Below are 18,736 nucleotides of genomic sequence, written 5' to 3' on the forward strand. Positions count from 1 at the left end.
GGCGTGTCACCCTGCCCGGGGTCCGGCTCTCCGGCCGGGGCCGAGTCGGTCTTTCCGGCCGGGACAGGCGCGGTCTTTCCGGCCGGGACCGGATCGGTGGAGCCGGACAGGACAGGGTCGGGCGAGTCGGACAGGGCCGGGTCGGGCGAGTCGGACAGGGAGCGGAGGCGATCCAGGTCGACGGTCCGGCGGTTGCGGTAGAGCGCGAGGATGATCGCGAGGCCGAGGCCGACCTCGGCGGCGGCGATCACGATGACGAAGAGGGTGAGGACCTGCCCGCTGTGCAGCCGGTCGCGCAACCACACGTCGAAGGCGACCAGGTTGAGGTTGACGGCGTTGAGCATGAGCTCGACGGACATCAGCACGAGGATCGTGTTGCGGCGGGCGAGCACCCCGTACACGCCGATGGAGAACAGCAGTGCCGAGACGACCGCGGGATAGACGACGTGCACGTCAGTCCCTCCCTCGGATGTCGGTGCGTGACAGGACGATGGCGCCGATCAGGGCCGCGAGCAGCAGGACGGAGAGCGCTTCGAAGGGAAGCACCCAGTTGCGGAAGATGCTGGAACCGAGCTCGGCGGCCGAGCCGCCACCGGGCTCAAGCTGGATGTACGCCATGCGGAAGCCGTCGACGACCACGGTGACCAGCACGGCCGCGGTGGCGATCGCCACGATCGCCGCGGCCGGACGGTTCGGGCTGTCGAGGTCGGCGCTCCTGCCGATCGGGGCGCGGGTGAGCATGATGCCGAACAGGAGAAGGACCACGATCGCGCCGACGTAGATCAGCACCTGGACCCAGGCGACGAACTCGGCGGTGAGAACCAGATAACACCCGGCCAGCGCGCCGAAGCAGACGACCAGCCACAGGGCCGCGTGGACGAGCTGCCTGGTGGTCACGACGAGCAGCGCCGACCCGACGGCCATCGCGCCCAGCAGAAGGAAGACGATCTCCTGCCCGGTCGGCGACAGGTAGGACGGCACCTCGGTCACCTCTCCTCCCCGGGCTCTCCACTCGGATCCGTGGGAGGAGTCTGCCCCGGCGCGGCCGTCGCCGGAGGCGCGTCGTCCCCGCCTGTGGATAACTTTTCGACGGACGACCCGCCTGTGGACGGATCGTTCTTCTTCGGCAGGGCCCCCGGCGGCCGGATCGCCCGGACGCTCGAAGCGGGTCTGGGAGAAGCGGCTCCGGAGGAGGTGGGCCGGGGGCGAACCGGACGGGGGGCGGCCGCGAGTTCCTTCGGCGGATCGGCGTTGGGCTCGTGCGCCGGGGGCGGCGGGACGGTCTGCGCCCAGGCCGCGAGTTTGTCCTTCTCATGGAGAAGGTTACGGATGTCGCCGTCGGCGTACTCGAACTCCGGCGACCAGAACAGCGCGTCGAAGGGGCAGACCTCGATGCAGATCCCGCAGTACATGCACAGGGAGAAGTCGATCGCGAAGCGGTCGAGCATGTTGCGGGCCCGGGGGCGGCCGCCCTCCGGGGCCGGGAGGGTCTCCTTGTGGGAGTCGATGTAGATGCACCAGTCGGGGCACTCGCGGGCACAGAGCATGCACACCGTGCAGTTCTCCTCGACCAGCGCGATCACCCCCCTGCTCCTCGGGGGCAACTCCGGCCGGACTTCGGGGTACTGCTGGGTCACCGACCTGCTCAGCATGTGGCGAAGGGTGACGGAAAGCCCCTTCGCCAATCCCACTCCTGGTATCCGTGCCACAACTCAACATCATGACGCACAGTGGGGCGCTCGGGAATGCGTGGAACCACGAGACCGTAATGACGGGGGAATCAGCGAGGGAACCGGGTTATCCACAGAAGTTATCCACAGACTGTGTGTTCGAGAACCGCCCTCCAATCGCCGACTCGCCACCGAAGCGTCTGCAGAGATCCGGAAAAAATCGTATTGTTCGCCCCATGTCCCACCAGTACGGGCCGGCCTGGCAGTCGCAACCACCGGCACGATCCAACACGGCGTGGAGCGTCGTGTGGACGCTGGTACCCGCGCTGACCTGCGGCGTCGGGACACCTTTCATCATCGGCCACGCCGCGCGCAAGCTGCGGAGCCCGTTGCTGGCCCTCGCCGCCGTCCTCTACGGCCTCGGCGTCGGCATCTTCATGACCGCCGCGGCCATCTACGGGAGTTCCGACGACATTCCGATCGCGCTGGACACCGTCGCGACGATCGGTCTCTTCGGCAGCTGGCTCGGTGGGCTGGGCCACGCGCTGATCCTCAGGGGGTCGGTCTTTTCGCAGGGGACCTCCCCCGCGTTCCATCCGGGGCCGTCGTCTCCCGGGTACGGCCACGTCCAGCGACCGCCCCGGCCGCCGTCGTACCAGACGGGCCCCACCGAGGTCTCGATGCTGCACCCGCCCGCGCAACGGCCGCAGCCGCGACTTCCCGAGCCGCCGCAGCACCACGGCGGGTACCAACCGCAGCCACAACCCCGTCACGACGACCGGCCGCCCCGGTATGCGCCGCCCCAGCCCGCCCAGGGGCACTTCGTCCACGGCCAGCCCACCCACACCTCCCAGGACCGCTTCGCGCAGGGCGGGCCCGCGCACACCCCCCGGGACCGCTTCGCGCAGGGCCAGTCCACCCACGCCTCCCAGAGCCCACACGTCCCCTTCGCTCAGGGACAGCCCACCCACACCTCCCAGAACCCGCACACCCCCTTCGCCCAGGCCGGGCCCACCTACCCCGCGCAGAGCCGGAACACCCCCACCCCCCAGGGCTGGCTGGGGCCGTACCGGCTCATCGGCCACCTGGGGAAGGGCGGCCAGGGAACGGTTCACCTCGCGCTGACCCCGCAGGGACAGAAAGTCGCGATCAAGGTGCTGCACGAGCACTTCACCGGCAACCAGGTGGTGAGGGAGCGGTTCCTGCGGGAGGTGGAGGCGACGCGCAGGGTGGCGACGTTCTCCACGGCGCGGGTGCTCGACGTGAACATCAACGAGGACCAGGCGTACGTCGTCAGCGAGTACGTGGAGGGCGACTCCCTGGAGCAGCTGGTCCGCGACAAGGGTCCGCGCGACGAGGACGGCCTGACCCGGCTCGCCCTCGCCACCGCGGGCGCGCTCGCCGCGATCCACCGGGCCGGCGTGGTGCACCGGGACTTCAAGCCGGCCAACGTGCTGATCGGCGCCGACGGCCCCCGCGTCATCGACTTCGGTATCGCCCGAGCCCTCGACCAGGTCACCTCGACGTCGGGCAACATCATGGGCACCCCCGCCTACATGTCGCCCGAGCAGCTCGCGGGCCGGACGATCGGCCCGGAGACCGACGTGTTCAGCTGGGCCGCGACCATGATCTTCGCCGCCTCGGGAAAGGCCGCCTTCGGGGAGGACACCATCCCCGCCATCCTGAACCGGGTGATCAACCACCATCCGGACCTGACAGCCCTGCCCCAGTCGCTGCGCCCGCTCGCCGCCGCCTGCCTGGACAAGGAGCCGGGCAACCGGCCCACGGCCTCCGACATCATGCTGCGGATCGTGCAGTAGTGGACCGCGACCACCGGGGCCCGCACCGAGCCGGGCGCGGAGAACCGCGCCCGGAGGGTCGTGCCGGGAAGGTGGCGCCCGGGAGGACCGTCCCCGGAAGACCGGGCCGGGGCACCGACCGTCTCTCGGAGACCGTGCCGGGACACCGGGAAGGCCGCCTCTCGGGGACCGTGCCGGAGAGGTGGCCACCGGAAAGGCCGTCCCCGGGAGACCGTGCCGGGGAAACCCCGCCGAGCTCGGCTCCGGAGAGCCGGTCAGATGACCGCGCAGAGCATTGATCGACATCGGATGCGGCCAGACCGATCCGTTGCGACCAGCGGTTCACCGATGGCCGGACATCGCCCGTTCCTTACCTGATCGGCGTTCTAGGGAACCGCGTCCTTCGCCCGCGCCGTCAGGTCCAGATACTCCTCGCGCGTCAGCCTGCGGATCGTGAGCTCCAGGTCGTTTCCCGTGGCGAAGCGCTCGACCTGCGTCTCGTCCCAGCGTCCCGGCAGGTGGAACAGATCCCCGCCCACCAGCAGGCCGGTCTCCCCTGTCTCCACCGAGTACAGCAGGAGCTCGGACGCCTCAAGCTCGCGGGTCCTGCGCGCGGTCTCCAGCAGCAGGCGGCCGTGAACGGCCACCAGACGGCAGTGCGGCTGGCCCTCGCGCCTGAGCACGCGTCCCTGGGCGGTCTGGTTGCGGGACCTGCGACGGCCGACCCCGACCACGACGACGGCCCCGACGACCGTCAGCGCGGCCAGCACGAGGGCGGCGACCCCGAGCGGCCCCATCCCCCGGGTGACGTCGGCCCGGGTCTCGGTCAGGTTGAGGAGCACGAGCGTCACGAAGACCGCCCCGTAGGCGAGCACCGCCCACATGAGCACGTACAGCAGTTGCTCGCGCCACCACACCTTCGGCGAGCTCAGCGGCGGTCTGAGGCTTCTCACGCCGGGCACGCGCAGGCGCGGCAGGGGCGCGGGCGCCCGGCGCCAGGTCACCGCGCGCCATCTCGGCGACCGGCGGGCGAGCGCGACCCTGGCCTGCTGCGGGGTGTCGAACGCCCTGAGTTCGAACTCCAGCCCGTTGTCCGCGGCGAACGTCTCCACCGCCCTCCTCGACCGGGAGCCCGGGGCCTCCAGCATGACCAGGCCGGACTCGTCGAGTATCGCCAGGCCGTATCTCGTCCTGCCCCTGCCGGGATATCCGAAGATCAGCAGTGTGCTCGCCCGGCCCTCCCCGGTGAGCGGCAGCCGCACCGGCGAATGTTCCGGCACATCGACGACCAGTTCATCCTTGTCCACGGCGAGCGCGAGGGTCATGCATTCCGTCCTTGGCAGGTGGTGTCACAGAGTGTAACTCCCTGCCCTGTGAGGAGACTTCGAACGTCAGATCATCCGGTAAAACGCCCCGGACGGCACGGAAAAGCTCGGGTGAATGGGACGAAAAGGTTCATCCTATGGCGATAGCGACGATTCCCGTCAGTGCGAGCTGGACGAGCGCCAGCGGCACCAGGACAACCCAGGCGAGCTTCTGCAACTGGTCCTCACGGAGGCGGGGATAGCTCACCCGGAGCCAGATGATCACGAAGACCAGCAGGAAGACCTTGAGGAGCATCCACACCGGCCCCGGCAGGAAGGGGCCGTGCCAGCCGCCGAGGAAGAGCACGCTGGTGAGCGCGGACACCACGATGATCCCGGCGTACTCGGACAGCATGAAGAGGGCGAACCTCATGCCGGTGTACTCGGTCATCGGGCCCATGATGAGCTCGGAGTCGGCGATCGGCATGTCGAACGGCGGGCGGCGCAGCTCGGCGAGCCCGGCGACGAAGAAGACGACGCCGCCGATCGCCTGCCAGGGCAGCCACCACCACTGCCAGGCCTCCACGATGCCCGGCAGGGAGAGCGTGCCCGCCGCCATCGCGACGCTGGAGGCCGCGAGGACCAGCGGCAGCTCGTACGCCATGAGCTGGGCCGCCGAGCGCATCCCGCCCAGGGCGGAGTACTTGTTGCCCGAGGACCATCCCGCCATGATCGAACCGAGCACGCCGACCCCCATGACGGCGAGGACGAAGAACAGCCCGGCGTCCAGGTCGACCCCGACCAGCCCGGGTCCGATCGGGATGACGACCATCGCGAGGAGATAGGGGACCAGTGCCACGCCGGGGGCGAGGGTGAAGACCCGGCGGTCGGCCGCGACCGGGATCACCTGCTCCTTCTGCATGAACTTGACCCCGTCGGCGATCAGCTGGGCCCAGCCGTGGAAGCCCCCGGCGTACATGGGACCGAGGCGCGCCTGCATGTGCGCCATCACCTTGTGCTCCATCTGCCCGGCGACCAGCGGCAGCACCAGGAAGACCGCGACGATCACGACGAGCCGTACCACGACGTCGAGCACCTCGGCGATCACGGGCACCTCCGGTCCCTCGGGGAGACTCCCCGGCCACCACGGATCACGCGGGTCGCGCGGGCGCGAGACGGCCGGGCGGGCCCGTCGCACGACAGCGGATCGGCCGACCCTCCGCGCGGCATGCGCGGTATCCCGGGAGCGCGAGACGGCCGGGCAGGGCCGTCGCATGACAACAGCCTGGCCGATCCGTCGCGCGGCACGCGCGGTGTCTCGCGGGTGCGAGACGGCCTGCGGAGTGTCTCAGTCGTCACGCTCGCGCCCCCAGTCGGCGGGCACCCCCGGCGGGAGCGTCTTGCGACGGCTCGGCGAGCCGTGGCCGGACTCTCCCGGCTCCTTGGCACCCGGCCACGCCTTGGCGACCCGGGCGGCCAGTACGAAGTCCTTGCGCAGCGGGAAGCCCTCGAACCCCTCGGGGAGCAGCAGCGGCACCAGGTTCGGGTGGCCCTCGAAGACGACGCCGAACATCTCGAAGGTCTCGCGCTCGTGCCAGTCGGCTCCGCGGAAGACGCCGACCGCGCTGGGCAGCCGGGGGTCGGCGCGCGGCACCCGGGTGCGCAGCAGCAGGTGGGCGCGCGAGACGGGGGCGAAGAGGTGGGCGACGACCGCGAAGGCGTCCGGCGGCTCGTCCACCGCGGTGAGCCAGTCGAAGAACTCGTAGCCCTCGGCCCTCGCGGACTCCAGCAGGCCGAGCCAGCCGTCGGGATCCACGTCGACGGTGATCTGGCCGAAGGACTCCGACACCCGGGCGCCCTCGCCGTACGCGAAACCGAGCGCGGAGCCGGGGGTGGGTCCGGGCGCGGGTTTGGAACCGGGCCCGGAGCCGGGTGAGGACGCCGGTGCGGAACCGGAGACGGGTGCGGAGCCGATCTCCGGACCGGGCGCGGAGCCGGACACGGAACCGGGCTCGGAGCCGGGGGTGGCGGGGTTCGGGGACTCGGGGAGGTCAGGCATAGCGATCACTCAGGTTCTCCGCGGCGATCTTCTCCTGGAGCATCATGATGCCGTGGAGCAGCGCCTCGGGCCGGGGAGGGCAGCCGGGGACGTAGACGTCGACCGGGATGATCTGGTCGACCCCCTTGGTCACGCAGTAGGAGTCCCAGTACGGGCCGCCGGAGTTGGAACAGGCTCCGAAGGAGATCACGTACTTGGGGTCGGGCATCTGCTCGTAGAGCCGCTTGACCGCGGGGGCCATCTTGTCGGTCACCGTGCCCGAGACGATCATCAGATCCGCCTGCCGGGGACCGTTCGCGAACGGGATGACCCCGAACCTGATGAAGTCGTGCCTGCTCATCGAGGTCGCGATGAACTCGATCGCGCAGCAGGCGAGACCGAAGTTGAACGCCCACAGTGAGTAACGGCGCCCCCAGTTGAGGATGAAGCGCATGGGCTTGGGGGCCAGACGCGAGACTGGCCCCACGGTGGGCATCGGGAGATCCGCCATGGCACGCATTCTCCTTCAGAGTCGGTGCTCGCGCTCGCCCGGTCTCACGGGCCCTCAGGTCCAGGTGAGCACGCGCTTGCGCCAGGCGTAAAGGATGCCGAGCGCGATGAAGCCGAGGAAGACGAACATCTCGGCCAGGGTGGTCGTCCCGAAGCCGGGCTTGGCGAAGATCGTCGCCCACGGGAACAGGAAGACCGCGTCCACCGCGAAGACCACGTACAGGTAGGTGAACACGTAGTAGCGGATCTGGGACTGCGCCCAGCCGTCGCCGACCGGGTCGACGCCGCACTCGTAGGTGAGCAGTTTCTCCGGGGTGGGGCGGTTGGGCCGGAGTCCTCGGTTGACGAGCAAGGCCCCGGCGACGATCAGCAGACCGATCGCGAACAGGGCGAAGACAACCACATATGAGCCGAAATATCCGCTCATGTCCTCTCCTCCTCGGGATCGCCGCACGAATCCTCGGAACCGCCGCGCGACCACTCGGAACCGCTACAGAGCGGTCCAAGACCGATCGTACGAACCCGGTCGGGGACCCACCGCCGCACGGAGGTTCTTCGCTTACCTATAGCAGTATTCGCCCTCCCCGTCACGCGGCGGAACCACCGGCCGCGCGACGGCTAAAGCCTCTGTCCACTTCACATCAAGCAACAGCAAACACCCCATTAGGCCCTATAACGTCGCTTCATGCCTAAAGTGCGATTCATCGGAGGAATCGCTTGGATGGCCGCGATGCTGGCCGGTTGCGGCGTGGCCACCGCCTCTCCCCCTGCGAAGTCCCCCGTCCCCTCAGAGCCGACACTGATCAATTACGTGGACCCCTCCATGGTCCAGGGCCTGAGCACGAGAAGCCTGACCCCGGAAGGGAGCAAGGGCCGGCGCGTGCACGCCACCTACCCCGCCATCTCCCATGCCCCCCTCCTCACCGAGAAGCTCCGCGAGACGGTGGCCGAGAGCCTCGACCGGTTCACCCGGCGCAAGGTCTCCCGGGGTGCCCTGCCCAGGCCCGAGTTCAACGTGGACTGGCAGCTCGCCGCCGCGTCCCCCGAGGTCCTGGGGGTACGGCTGCGCATCGGCCAGTCCATGGGCTCCGGCTGGCGGGAGTCCAGGACCACCGTCTGGTACGACCGGATGAGCAGGCGCGCCCTGGACTCCCCCGACCTGCTCAAGAACGGCACGACACTGGCGACGCTCGCCGGGCTCGTCAGGAAGGAGCTGGCGCTGCGGGGTCCGCTGGTGAATCCCAGCGCGCTCAAGCCGATCCCCGCGATGTTCGACTCGATCGGTTTCAACCCGCGCGGCGATCTCGTCGTGGAGTTCGACGACGAGCAGGTGAGCCTCGGCGTGACCGGCCGGGTCGCGGTCGCCGTACCGTCCGCGACCGCGGCGCCGCTGCTGTCGGCGACCGGGCTGCGGGCGCGGGACGCGGCCGTGGGGACCGCGACCCTCACCTCACAGGAGGACCTGCTCGCGGCACGCGGGGACAGGCCCGCCGCGCACAGTTCCAAGGCGGGCGGGGTGGACTGCGCGCGGGTCAGGTGCGTGGCGCTGACCTACGAGGACGGGCCTGGCCCCGAGACCGGGCGGCTGCTCAACATCCTCGGCGCCCACGGGGCGCGGGCGACCTTCTTCGCCCTCGGTTCCAACGCCTCCGCGCGTCCCGAGCTGCTCAGGCGGATGCGCGACGAGGGCCATCTGGTGGCCAACCACAGCTGGTCCCACCGCGACCTCACCGCGCTTCCCCCCGCGCTGCTCGCCGACCAGCTCACCCGCGCGCAGTACGTGATCACCCAGGCGATCGGCCAGGTCCCCACGCTGATGCGCCCGCCATACGACACGGCCGACGCGCGGGTGACCTCCACCGCGCGCCGGCTGGGCATGTCGGTGGTGCGCTGGAGCGTGGACGCCGAGGACCGGCGCGACCCCGACCCCCGGGCGATCGCCCGTCGGACCGTCGACCGGATCAAGCCGGGATCGATCGTCCTCATGCACGACGTTCACGACGCGACCGTGGACGCGACCCCCGAGATCCTGCGCGAGATCGCCGCCAAGGGTTATACCTTTGTCACCGTTCCGGAACTGTATGACCAACACGCGATGGAACCGGGCCGGACCTACGACTCCGGGACCGTGTCGGACGTGCTGAAAAATCAATCCATGCCATAACCTGTGGCTATGGGGCCATAGCCGGAGGCGATGAGAGCGTCTCCGCGACGGGACATATAGTTGGGCATCGTGATCCCAACTGTCCTCTTCGGCCGCCTGCACGTTGACCTGTGTCGGCTCGCGGCCGGGCTGTGTCAGGCCGGCCGTCCGTGATCGCGACTTCTCCGTAGACCGTACGACGCAGACCGTACGACGGCCGCGACACCGACGTCCGTGCCCAGGCTTCGACTCAGATTCGACTCAGCGGCACTAAGGATATGGGACAAAGGTCACTTTCCTCCGCCGAGTGGAACGCGAAAAGACTACGCGTGACCCCGAGGATCTAGCATGGAAAAAAGAATGTGCCACGAGCAACGGCGCCCTGTCGCGTCGAGGAGGACTGAGCTGTGACCAAGCAGGTTCAGCAACTCGACCGCGTGATCATCCGGTTCGCGGGCGACTCCGGCGACGGCATGCAGCTGACCGGTGACCGCTTCACAGCCGGGACCGCGGAGTTCGGCAACGACCTGTCGACACTGCCCAACTTCCCCGCCGAGATCCGCGCCCCCGCAGGCACCCTGCCGGGTGTGTCGAGCTTCCAGCTCCACTTCGCCGACCACGACATCCTCACGCCGGGTGACGCCCCCAACGTCCTGGTCGCGATGAACCCCGCCGCGCTGAAGGCCAACCTCTCCGACCTGCCGCGCGGCGCCGACATCATCGCCAACACCGACGAGTTCACCAAGCGCAACCTGCAGAAGGTCGGCTACGCGGTCAGTCCCCTGGAGGACGACTCGCTTTCGGAGTGGCGGGTCCACTCGGTGCCGCTCACCTCGCTCACGGTCAAGGCGCTCGAAGGTTTCGCGCTGTCCAAGAAGGACGCCGAGCGGTCGAAGAACATGTTCGCCCTCGGGCTCCTGAGCTGGCTCTACCACCGGCCCACCGAGGCGACGATCCAGTTCCTGGAGACCAAGTTCGCCAAGAAGCCCGACATCGCCAAGGCGAACATCGCCGCCTTCCAGGCGGGCTGGAACTACGGCGAGACCACCGAGTCCTTCTCGGTCTCGTACGAGGTCAAGCCGGCCAAGCTCGCCCCCGGCGTATACCGCAACATCTCCGGCAACCAGGCGCTCGCCTACGGTCTGATCGCCGGTTCGGTGCAGTCGAGGCTGCCGTTGTTCCTCGGCTCGTACCCGATCACCCCGGCCAGCGACATCCTGCACGAGCTGTCCAAGCACAAGCGGTTCGGCATCCGCACCTTCCAGGCCGAGGACGAGATCGCGGGCGTCGGCGCGGCGCTCGGCGCCGCCTTCGGCGGGGCGCTCGGCGTCACGACGACCTCGGGGCCGGGTGTGGCGCTGAAGGCCGAGACCGTCGGCCTCGCGGTGACCACCGAGCTGCCGCTCATCGTGGTCGACGTGCAGCGCGCGGGTCCCAGCACCGGCATGCCCACCAAGACCGAGCAGACCGACCTGCTGATGGCGATGTACGGCCGCAACGGCGAGTCGCCGCTGCCGATCGTGGCGCCCTCGACCCCCTCCGACTGCTTCGACGCGGCGGTGGAGGCGGTGCGGATCGCGGTGAAGTACCGCACCCCGGTCATGCTGCTCTCCGACGGCTACCTCGCCAACGGCTCCGAGCCGTGGAAGCTGCCCGACGCCGCCGACCTTCCCGACATCTCCACCGAGTTCGCCACGGGGCCGAACGCCGAGGACGGCGTCACCTTCCTGCCGTTCAAGCGCGACGCCGAGACCCTCGCCCGCCCCTGGGCGATCCCCGGCACCGCGGGCCTTGAGCACCGGATCGGCGGCATCGAGAAGGCCGAGAACACCGGCAACATCTCCTACGACCCCGACAACCACGACCGGATGGTCCGGGTCCGCCAGGCCAAGATCGACGGGATCGCGAACGACATCCCGCCGCTCACCGTGGACGACCCCGAAGGCGACGCGCGCGTGCTGGTGCTCGGCTGGGGGTCGACGTACGGGCCGATCGCCGCGGCCGTGCGGCGCATCAGGAGGGGTGGGGGCAAGGTCGCCCAGGCCCACCTGCGGCACCTCAACCCGCTGCCCGCCAACACCGGCGAGATCCTGCGCGCGTACGACAAGGTCCTCCTTCCGGAGATCAACCTCGGCCAGCTCGCGCTGCTGCTCCGCGCCCGCTTCCTGGTCGACATCATCAGCTACAACCGAGTGCGCGGGCTTCCGTTCAAGGCAGAGGAACTCGCCGGCGTGATCCAGGACGTGATCGACAGTGAGTAGTGCTGAGTTGCCCGAGATCTCCACCCCTTCGAGGGGCGGTGCGCTCTCGCTCGTCCCGAAGTCCGAGGTGAAACTCGGCATGAAGGACTTCAAGACCGACCAGGAGGTCCGCTGGTGCCCCGGATGCGGTGACTACGCCATCCTCGCCGCGGTCCAGTCGTTCGTGCCCGAGCTCGGGCTCAAGCGCGAGAACATGGTGTTCGTCTCGGGCATCGGGTGCTCCTCCCGGTTCCCCTACTACATGGACACCTACGGGTTCCACTCGATCCACGGCCGCGCCCCGGCGATCGCGACCGGTCTGGCCGCCTCGCGTCCCGACCTGTCGGTGTGGGTGATCACCGGTGACGGCGACGCGCTGTCCATCGGCGGCAACCACCTCATCCACGCGCTGCGCCGCAACGTCAACCTGAACATCCTGCTGTTCAACAACAGGATCTACGGTCTGACCAAGGGCCAGTACTCCCCGACCTCCGAGATCGGCAAGATCACGAAGTCGACCCCGATGGGTTCGCTGGACAAGCCGTTCAACCCGATCTCGCTCGCCATCGGCGCCGAGGCCTCCTTCGTCGCCAGGACGATCGACTCCGACCGCAAGCACCTCCAGTCGGTGCTGCGCGAGGCCGCCGAGCACCGGGGCACCTCGCTCGTCGAGATCTACCAGAACTGCAACATCTTCAACGACAACGCCTTCGAGCAGCTGAAGGACCCGGAGCAGCGCGACGACATCACGCTGCGCCTGGAGCACGGGCAGCCCATCGCCTCGGCCTCCAAGGCGGTGCGCAGGGCGGCCGACGGCGGCATCGAGGTCGTCCCGAGGTCGTCGGTGAGCGAGGAGGAGATCCTCGTGCACGACGTCCACCGCGCCGACCCCTCGCTCGCCTTCGCGCTCTCCCGGCTGGACGAGCCCGCCTTCGAGCACGTCCCGATCGGCGTCTTCCGCAACGTCGACCGCCCCTCCTACGACGAGCTCATGGCCGAGCAGCTCCAGGAGGCCGTCGGCGAGCGGGGTCCCGGTGACCTGAACGACCTGCTGCTCGGCGGGGACACCTGGCGCATCAGCTGATCCGAAACGAACACACGGCATCACCCGGTAAGGCCCGCTCTTCGGAGCGGGCCTTACCGCTTACCTGCGGCAAATCCCCCTAAAACAGGAGAAAAACGCATGGATGGCCCGGTGGCGGAAGAATACTGGCGGGCGAGGCCCGTACTGGTGACGGGTGCCGCCGGCTTCATCGGGGCACATCTGGTGCGACGCCTGTGCACGCTCGGCGCGCGGGTGCACGCGGTCGGCCGCCGTCTGCGGGAGAGCGCGTACGGCGAGACGTGGCACGTCGCGGACGTCGCCGACGCGGGCGAGGTCGAGTGGCTCGTCGAATCGACCCGCCCCGCCGTCGTGTTCCACCTCGCCAGCGAGGTCGCCGGGGCGAGGGATCCGAAGCTCGTGCTGCCGATGCTGCACAGCAACCTCACCGGCGTGGTCAACCTGCTGACGGCGGTCGCCGCCGTCCCCGAGACCAGGGTGGTGCTCGCGGGCTCGCTGGAGGAGCTCCGGCCGGAGGAGGGCGACAAGGCACCGTCCTCGCCGTACGCGGTGTCCAAGTGGGCCGCCGACGGCTACGCGCGGATGTTCCACCACCTGTGGGGCGTCCAGGTCAGCAACCTGCGGATCGGCATGGTCTACGGCCCCGGCCGCCAGGACACCCACAAGCTGGTCCCCTACGTGGCACTCGCGCTGCTGCGCGGGCGAGAGCCCGAGCTCGGCAGCGGGACGCGCCACCTCGACTGGGTGTACGTCGACGACGTGGTCGACGCCTTCCTCGCCGCGGGCGAGACCCCGGAGGCGGCGGGCCGCGCCTTCGACATCGGCACCGGGACGGGCACCTCCATCCGCGACACCGTGGAACTCCTCTCCGAGATCGTCGGCGGCCGGACCCGGCCCCGCTACGGCGTGCTCGCCGACAGGGCGCTGGACAGCGCCAGGATCGCCGACCCGGCCCTCGCCGCCGAGATCCTCGGCTGGCGCCCCGCCGTCGGCCTGGAGGAGGGGCTGCGCAGGACCGTCGACTGGTTCTCCCGCGAAGGCCGCTGAGCGCATCCCTCGTTCAGACCACCCCACACCTTCCCATCGAGCGGCCCCATTTTGACACCGGCCGAATTCAGCGGGTCGCGAGGTCGGGAAACGCCCCGGGAGCGAGGTGAACCCGGCCGACGTTCGTCTTGGGGTGGTAACCGAAAAACGAACGCCGGGCCGTCCCGTCGAGGTTCGTGGTGTAGAACGCGCTGTGTGACGCGGTCGGCTCCTCGTAGGCGGCGACCTCATGAAGATGACGTCCGCCGACGACCCCCCAGAGCCTGCCGGTGAGCTCAGGCGTGGTCCACACCGTCCCGGTGCGCGGGTCCGCCACGAAACGGCGGTTCACGTCGTCGTATTCGTGTCGGTAAAGGAGTTCGTGGTCATTCGCCCAGGTGGCGTAGGTGGCTGCGGCGATCGTGGCGATCGGGTAGGACGCCAGGACCTGTCCGGTGGCGGGGTCGAGGACCACGGTCGACAGTGCGTCGTCGTCGCGTTCGTCGTCCCAGATCATGTAGGTCACGGCGAGCAGCCGCCCGTCCGGTGACCAGCACAGCCCGCACTCCCAACTCGCCGCCCCGACCGCCGACCAGAGGCGGCGGCGCGCTCCGGAGGCGGGGTCGAGCAGGCTCACCACCGCTGTGCCCGGCTCGTCTCCGTCGTCGCCGCTGAGAACCGCGATGGTCGTGCCGTCGGGTGATGACGTCGCGTGCCGGTCGTGCTCGTACTCGGGATCGGGGCCGTCGAACCATCGCGGTTCGCCGCCGCCGAGAGCCCGCACCCCCACGCCGCTGCCGGAGCGCGCCACCAGTATCAGATGAGTGCCGTCGTGCGACAGGGAACCGACGACCGTTCCGTCCGCCAACTCCGGCAGGCGGGCGAACTCGTTCCGGTCCGCGTCGAGCACTACGGACCGGTCGCCCTCCGTCTCGATGAGCAGTGCCGCCCTGCGAACAAGCCGCTCGGGCAGCGAATCGAGAGCGAATTCCGCAGGATAACGCGCCAAATCACTCTCCGCTGTGACCAGAAAACTCTTCGCACGCAAACTTCGTGCGCCAATTTGAAATGCATTCCATGTGACATGGATCACACTTCTTATTTTTTTACGACATTTTTAGCTTAACATCGCATCGCGCCTGATCATCTTGCGCACATCTCGCATACGGGGAGCTCATGCGACACAAGGGTTTACAAGTCATTGTCGTTGCGTTATCGCTGGTCGCCGGGCTGCTCGTGCCCGTGGGACCTTTCAAGGAAGCACAGTCCGCAAACGCCGCGGGGGCGGCGTGCACGAACGACACGAATTGGAGTGTACCGAATACCCAGGGTGAAAGACGCTGCGTGAACGGAGTGGTCGCGAACACCAGGGCCCGAATTTCAAAGGGTCCGGGCTGTCTACTCGGCAGGCTCAACGGCCCGGTGGAGATGTACTCGAAGAACCAGTGCGGCCAGAACGGCCCGGAAACGAATTCCGGTATCGAGTACATCGGTCAGGCGCGAGCCATCTCCTACCTCAACACCAAGATCACCGGTGGTTCGGGGGAAGGAATCCACCCCGACCTTCAGTGGGAGACGACGTTCGGGCAGTCCAGGCCGGACATCATCTACTACAAGCACACCCTCACCCCCCAGCAGCAGCCTTTCGTCCAGGTCATCGAGGCGAAGGTCGCGACCAACTACAAGCCCAACGACTGGAACACCCAGGTCAAGAAGCAGATCAGGGAGATGACCAGCCGCGGCATGACCAACGTCGGCCTCGGCAACGTCCTCCGCGACTACGTCGACCAGTTCTGGGTGAACTTCGGGTGCGGCCGGACCGAGTACGGCTACCGGATCCAGGCGTACACGGTCACCTCCCCACGCGACGGCCTCCTGCTCATCACGCTGGCGAAAGAAGTGAAGAACTGCAAGAAGAGGGTGCCCGGCGAGCCGGTCGACCCCCTGCCCGACCCTCTCCCCATCCCGGTTCCCGACCCGCTTCCCGTCCCGGTCCCGCAGCCCTGGCCGGTGCCCGTCCCGAACCCGATCCCGCTGCCCGACAACGACGTCAGCGTCATCACCATCGTCACCCAGGCCGCGTTCGCACTGGCCATTCTCCAGGCGCACACGATATGGGAGACCTACACCGACTTCATGGAGTGGCTTCGCGGCCTGAGGTTCTCCAAGGTCTGGGGTGAGCCGCACCTGATCACCATGGACCGGCTGGCGTACGACATGCAGTCCGTCGGTGAGTTCGTCCTGGCCGAGTCCGACAGCCACGATCTCAGGATCCACGCCCGGTTCACCGAGCGGCGCGACAACGTGTCGGTCATCGACCGGGTGGCCGTGGCGGTCGACGACCACGTCGTCGAGATCGGCGACAACCTTGTCATCGACGGCGAGCCACGCACACTCGCGAGCGGCCACGCGGTGCAGTTCGGCGAGACCACGGGCGTCCTGCGCGACGGGAACAGCTACATGGTCTTCTGGGGCGGCATGGACGGGGGCGTGTTCCAGTGGGACGGCAGTTGCTGTCACGCCGGGCTGGCCTTCGGACACGAGCCTCCCAGCGACCTCGTCGGACTGCTGGGCAACGCCGACGGCGACCCCAAAAACGACCTGAAACTCCGCGACGGCACCCAGCTACCGGCGAACGCCTCCGCGACGGTCATCCACGGTCAGTACGCCGACTCCTGGCGGATCACCAACGAGGAGTCGCTGTTCACCTACGCGCAGGGAAAGAGCACCGCGACCTACACCGACCTGACCTTCCCCTCCGAGATCGTCACCATCCATGATCTGACACCGGAACAGATCTCCGCGGCGAGCGCCTACTGCCAGGGGAAGGACGTTCCTCCCGGTCCGGTGTTCGACGCCTGCGTCCTCGACATCGCGCTGACCTCGGACGCCAGCTTCGCCGACATGGCCGCCGAACAGGTGACCACCGTCATTGACCCGCTCACCGCGACCCTCGACGCCCAGGGTGGCCTGTCCGTCGACTTCCAGTCGGGCACCATGGCCAAGAACCTCCAGCCGGCCAGGGTGTCGCAGGACCCGGCGACAAGCGTCTTCGCCGGCCCGTTCGGCGGCACGGAGTCCTACCGTTTCTACGTCCAGCAGCTTCCCTCACATATCAACGGAACCCTGGAACTCGACCTTCTCACCATCGGTGACTGGGCTTCCGACAGCGACATCGAGACGGTGACCGTCAGAACAGACCGGAAAAATCCGGTCACGTTCACTCCCAGTCAGCTCACTCCGACGGCCACCGGAACACTCGCCGGCGGCCTGCCCTTCGCCAAGTACCGGCTGAACGTCCCCTTCGACCACAAGGAGAGCCAGGCCGAGTTCACCGTCGACGCCACCGGCGTCGCGGGGCTCTCGAACCAGGGGTTCGGCATCGACAACGTACGGTTGACCATGCCGGTGGTGCCCCCTCAGGAGTTCCAGACCTCCGTGCCGTTCTCCGTCTCCAACGGTGTGCCCGCAGCGGGTGCGGGCAACCTGGAGACGGTCGTGTCGGCGGATCAGTACCGGTTCACCCTCGACCAACCCGGCGCGATCTACATCGACGTCAGGGAATGCCGCGATTTCAAATGGACACTGCTCGACCAGAGCGGCACAGCGGTCACGTACGGCTACTGTTCCGACAAGGAGGTCCGCAACCTGCCGGCTGGCACCTACCGGTTGAACATCCAGGCACAGGGTGACGAGAGCGGCACCTACGCCGTGGGCGTCACCACCATCCCGGCCGACCCGTCCGTTCCGATCACCATCGGAGGCCCGCCGGTCGACCTCAACCTGACGGCACCGGGACAGAACGGCGCCTGGACCTTCACCGGAACGGCCGGACAGCGCGTCTTCCTCTCCTTCACCGACGGAACCTTCGGCAGCCTCAACGCGGACGCCACTCTCAAGAAGCCGGACGGATCCACGCTGAAGAGCTCGATGTTCTGCGGTGCCGAGTGCTTCATCGACACGATCACCCTGCCGGTGAGCGGGACGTACACGGTCGCCCTGAACCCCACCGGGTCCTACGTCGGAAAGCTCACCGCGAAGATCACCACGGTTGCGGCCGACGTGTCGCTGCAAGTGCCGACCAACGGCACCGCGGTTCCGCTCACCACCGTCGACGCCGGACAGAACGGCAACTGGACCTTCGCCGGAACCGCCGGACAGCGCATGTCTTTCAAGTTCACGGCAGGCACCCTCGACGGCATCCTCGAAGCCCAGGTCTCGGTCAGGAAACCGGACGGGAAGAACCTCGTCAATTCGACCTACTGCGACGATTCCTGCTTCATCGACGTGACGGAACTCCCGGCCAGCGGTACGTACACGATCGTCTTCGACCCTGCCGGTGGCCTGACCGGCTCACTGTCGGCAGGCGTCCTGGAGATTCCCTCCGACGCCTCCGCCACAGTGACGGTCGGCGGCCCCGCCGTCCCGCTGGCGATAACGGTTCCGGGCCAGAACGGAGTGTGGACCTTCGCGGGTCTCGCCGGTCAGAGCGTCTCGTTCGGATTCACCGGCGGCACGTTCGGCAGCCTGTACGACGCCAGAGTCTCGGTCATGAAGCCCGACGGGGCGACACTCGTCAACACGGCGTACTGCGGCACCTCGTGTTCGCTGGCTCCGGCGAGCCTTCCGGTTGACGGCACCTACACGATCGTGCTGAATCCGGAGGGGAGCAAGGTCGGCTCCCTGTCGGCGAAACTGGATGTCGGCGACGTGACGAAGAACGTGACGGTGGGCGGTCCGGAGTCCACGATCACCCTCGTCTCACCCGGCCAAAACGGCGCCTGGAAATTCACCGGCACCCAAGGCCAACACGTCTCCTTCGGATTCACCAACGGCACCTTCGGCAGCCTCTACAACGCCAAAGTCTCCGTCAAAAAACCCGACGGAACAACAATCATCAACCCCACCTTCTGCGGCACCTCCTGCTCACTACCCCCCGCCAC

Annotated in this window: 15 protein-coding genes and 1 pseudogene; 7 read left to right on the forward strand and 9 right to left on the reverse strand. The window is 68.3% G+C overall.

What is annotated here, in order from left to right; all coding sequences use genetic code 11:
* Nucleotides 1-155: 155 nt before the first annotated feature.
* The 3 genes and pseudogenes from nuoK to ACFY3V_RS06185 all read right to left on the reverse strand — a co-directional run.
* Nucleotides 156-452: pseudogene (nuoK, locus tag ACFY3V_RS06175) on the reverse strand (NADH-quinone oxidoreductase subunit NuoK); the annotation flags it as partial.
* Between the two features lies 1 nt (nucleotide 453).
* Nucleotides 454-990: an NADH-quinone oxidoreductase subunit J gene (locus ACFY3V_RS06180; RefSeq protein ID WP_362924014.1), complete on the reverse strand. Its 537-nt coding sequence runs from the start codon at nucleotides 988-990 to the stop codon at nucleotides 454-456.
* On the reverse strand, nucleotides 987-1,652 hold the full coding sequence (locus tag ACFY3V_RS06185) for a 4Fe-4S binding protein (RefSeq protein ID WP_362896720.1): 666 nt from the start codon (nucleotides 1,650-1,652) through the stop codon (nucleotides 987-989). Before ACFY3V_RS06185 ends, ACFY3V_RS06180 begins: the two co-directional genes overlap by 4 nt.
* Nucleotides 1,653-1,906: 254 nt before the next feature.
* On the opposite strand from ACFY3V_RS06185, the gene ACFY3V_RS06190 reads away from it, so the two are divergent.
* Nucleotides 1,907-3,490 (forward strand): protein kinase, encoded by a 1,584-nt coding sequence (locus tag ACFY3V_RS06190; RefSeq protein ID WP_362896722.1) that lies wholly within the window; start codon nucleotides 1,907-1,909, stop codon nucleotides 3,488-3,490.
* Between the two features lie 365 nt (nucleotides 3,491-3,855).
* Here the strand turns inward: ACFY3V_RS06190 and ACFY3V_RS06195 are convergent, their stop codons facing one another.
* The 5 genes from ACFY3V_RS06195 to ACFY3V_RS06215 all read right to left on the reverse strand — a co-directional run bounded on the left by ACFY3V_RS06195 (nucleotide 3,856) and on the right by ACFY3V_RS06215 (nucleotide 7,748).
* Nucleotides 3,856-4,794, reverse strand: coding sequence for a hypothetical protein (locus tag ACFY3V_RS06195; protein WP_362896724.1), 939 nt, complete (start codon nucleotides 4,792-4,794; stop codon nucleotides 3,856-3,858).
* Nucleotides 4,795-4,924: 130 nt separating this feature from the next.
* Nucleotides 4,925-5,878 (reverse strand): NADH-quinone oxidoreductase subunit NuoH, encoded by a 954-nt coding sequence (nuoH, locus tag ACFY3V_RS06200; protein WP_350943557.1) that lies wholly within the window; start codon nucleotides 5,876-5,878, stop codon nucleotides 4,925-4,927.
* 243 nt (nucleotides 5,879-6,121) lie between these two features.
* A complete protein-coding gene (locus ACFY3V_RS06205; RefSeq protein ID WP_389771265.1) occupies nucleotides 6,122-6,832 on the reverse strand; it encodes an NADH-quinone oxidoreductase subunit C in 711 nt (236 codons plus the stop codon).
* Complete coding sequence (locus tag ACFY3V_RS06210; protein ID WP_386200574.1) at nucleotides 6,825-7,307, reverse strand: NADH-quinone oxidoreductase subunit B; 483 nt, start codon at nucleotides 7,305-7,307, stop codon at nucleotides 6,825-6,827. Before ACFY3V_RS06210 ends, ACFY3V_RS06205 begins: the two co-directional genes overlap by 8 nt.
* Before the next feature lie 69 nt (nucleotides 7,308-7,376).
* Complete coding sequence (locus tag ACFY3V_RS06215; RefSeq protein ID WP_389770575.1) at nucleotides 7,377-7,748, reverse strand: NADH-quinone oxidoreductase subunit A; 372 nt, start codon at nucleotides 7,746-7,748, stop codon at nucleotides 7,377-7,379.
* A gap of 294 nt (nucleotides 7,749-8,042) precedes the next feature.
* On the opposite strand from ACFY3V_RS06215, the gene ACFY3V_RS06220 reads away from it, so the two are divergent.
* The 5 genes from ACFY3V_RS06220 (at nucleotide 8,043) to ACFY3V_RS06240 (ending at nucleotide 13,814) form a co-directional block, all read left to right on the forward strand.
* Nucleotides 8,043-9,485 (forward strand): polysaccharide deacetylase family protein, encoded by a 1,443-nt coding sequence (locus ACFY3V_RS06220; RefSeq protein ID WP_362896728.1) that lies wholly within the window; start codon nucleotides 8,043-8,045, stop codon nucleotides 9,483-9,485.
* A 69-nt stretch (nucleotides 9,486-9,554) separates the two neighbouring features.
* Complete coding sequence (locus ACFY3V_RS06225; RefSeq protein WP_350943552.1) at nucleotides 9,555-9,638, forward strand: putative leader peptide; 84 nt, start codon at nucleotides 9,555-9,557, stop codon at nucleotides 9,636-9,638.
* A 233-nt stretch (nucleotides 9,639-9,871) separates the two neighbouring features.
* Complete coding sequence (locus ACFY3V_RS06230; RefSeq protein ID WP_389770578.1) at nucleotides 9,872-11,725, forward strand: 2-oxoacid:acceptor oxidoreductase subunit alpha; 1,854 nt, start codon at nucleotides 9,872-9,874, stop codon at nucleotides 11,723-11,725.
* The gene (locus ACFY3V_RS06235) at nucleotides 11,718-12,788 is read left to right on the forward strand and encodes a 2-oxoacid:ferredoxin oxidoreductase subunit beta (protein ID WP_362896730.1); all 1,071 of its coding nucleotides are present in this window, start codon (nucleotides 11,718-11,720) and stop codon (nucleotides 12,786-12,788) included. The genes ACFY3V_RS06230 and ACFY3V_RS06235 overlap by 8 nt, the downstream gene beginning before the upstream one ends.
* Before the next feature lie 99 nt (nucleotides 12,789-12,887).
* The gene (locus ACFY3V_RS06240) at nucleotides 12,888-13,814 is read left to right on the forward strand and encodes an NAD-dependent epimerase/dehydratase family protein (RefSeq protein ID WP_389770581.1); all 927 of its coding nucleotides are present in this window, start codon (nucleotides 12,888-12,890) and stop codon (nucleotides 13,812-13,814) included.
* A 67-nt stretch (nucleotides 13,815-13,881) separates the two neighbouring features.
* On the opposite strand, the gene ACFY3V_RS06245 is transcribed toward ACFY3V_RS06240, so the two are convergent.
* Nucleotides 13,882-14,802: a TolB family protein gene (locus ACFY3V_RS06245; protein ID WP_389770584.1), complete on the reverse strand. Its 921-nt coding sequence runs from the start codon at nucleotides 14,800-14,802 to the stop codon at nucleotides 13,882-13,884.
* Between the two features lie 335 nt (nucleotides 14,803-15,137).
* Here ACFY3V_RS06245 and ACFY3V_RS06250 point away from each other — a divergent pair.
* Nucleotides 15,138-18,736 (forward strand): VWD domain-containing protein (locus ACFY3V_RS06250; protein WP_389770587.1); only part of this gene is annotated, 3,599 nt, incomplete at its 3' end.

The sequence above is a fragment of the Streptosporangium sp. NPDC000095 genome (assembly GCF_042899335.1).
Lineage (GTDB): Bacteria > Actinomycetota > Actinomycetes > Streptosporangiales > Streptosporangiaceae > Streptosporangium.

What these genes read in the sequence shown, in the direction of transcription:
- ACFY3V_RS06185 (WP_362896720.1), bottom strand. Translation starts at nt 1,652, where the DNA reads ATGCTGAGCAGGTCGGTGACCCAGCAGTACCCCGAAGTCCGGCCGGAG.
- ACFY3V_RS06190 (WP_362896722.1), top strand. Translation starts at nt 1,907, where the DNA reads ATGTCCCACCAGTACGGGCCGGCCTGGCAGTCGCAACCACCGGCACGA.
- ACFY3V_RS06195 (WP_362896724.1), bottom strand. Translation starts at nt 4,794, where the DNA reads ATGACCCTCGCGCTCGCCGTGGACAAGGATGAACTGGTCGTCGATGTG.
- ACFY3V_RS06205 (WP_389771265.1), bottom strand. Translation starts at nt 6,832, where the DNA reads ATGCCTGACCTCCCCGAGTCCCCGAACCCCGCCACCCCCGGCTCCGAG.
- ACFY3V_RS06210 (WP_386200574.1), bottom strand. Translation starts at nt 7,307, where the DNA reads ATGCCCACCGTGGGGCCAGTCTCGCGTCTGGCCCCCAAGCCCATGCGC.
- ACFY3V_RS06215 (WP_389770575.1), bottom strand. Translation starts at nt 7,748, where the DNA reads ATGAGCGGATATTTCGGCTCATATGTGGTTGTCTTCGCCCTGTTCGCG.
- ACFY3V_RS06220 (WP_362896728.1), top strand. Translation starts at nt 8,043, where the DNA reads ATGGCCGCGATGCTGGCCGGTTGCGGCGTGGCCACCGCCTCTCCCCCT.
- ACFY3V_RS06240 (WP_389770581.1), top strand. Translation starts at nt 12,888, where the DNA reads ATGGATGGCCCGGTGGCGGAAGAATACTGGCGGGCGAGGCCCGTACTG.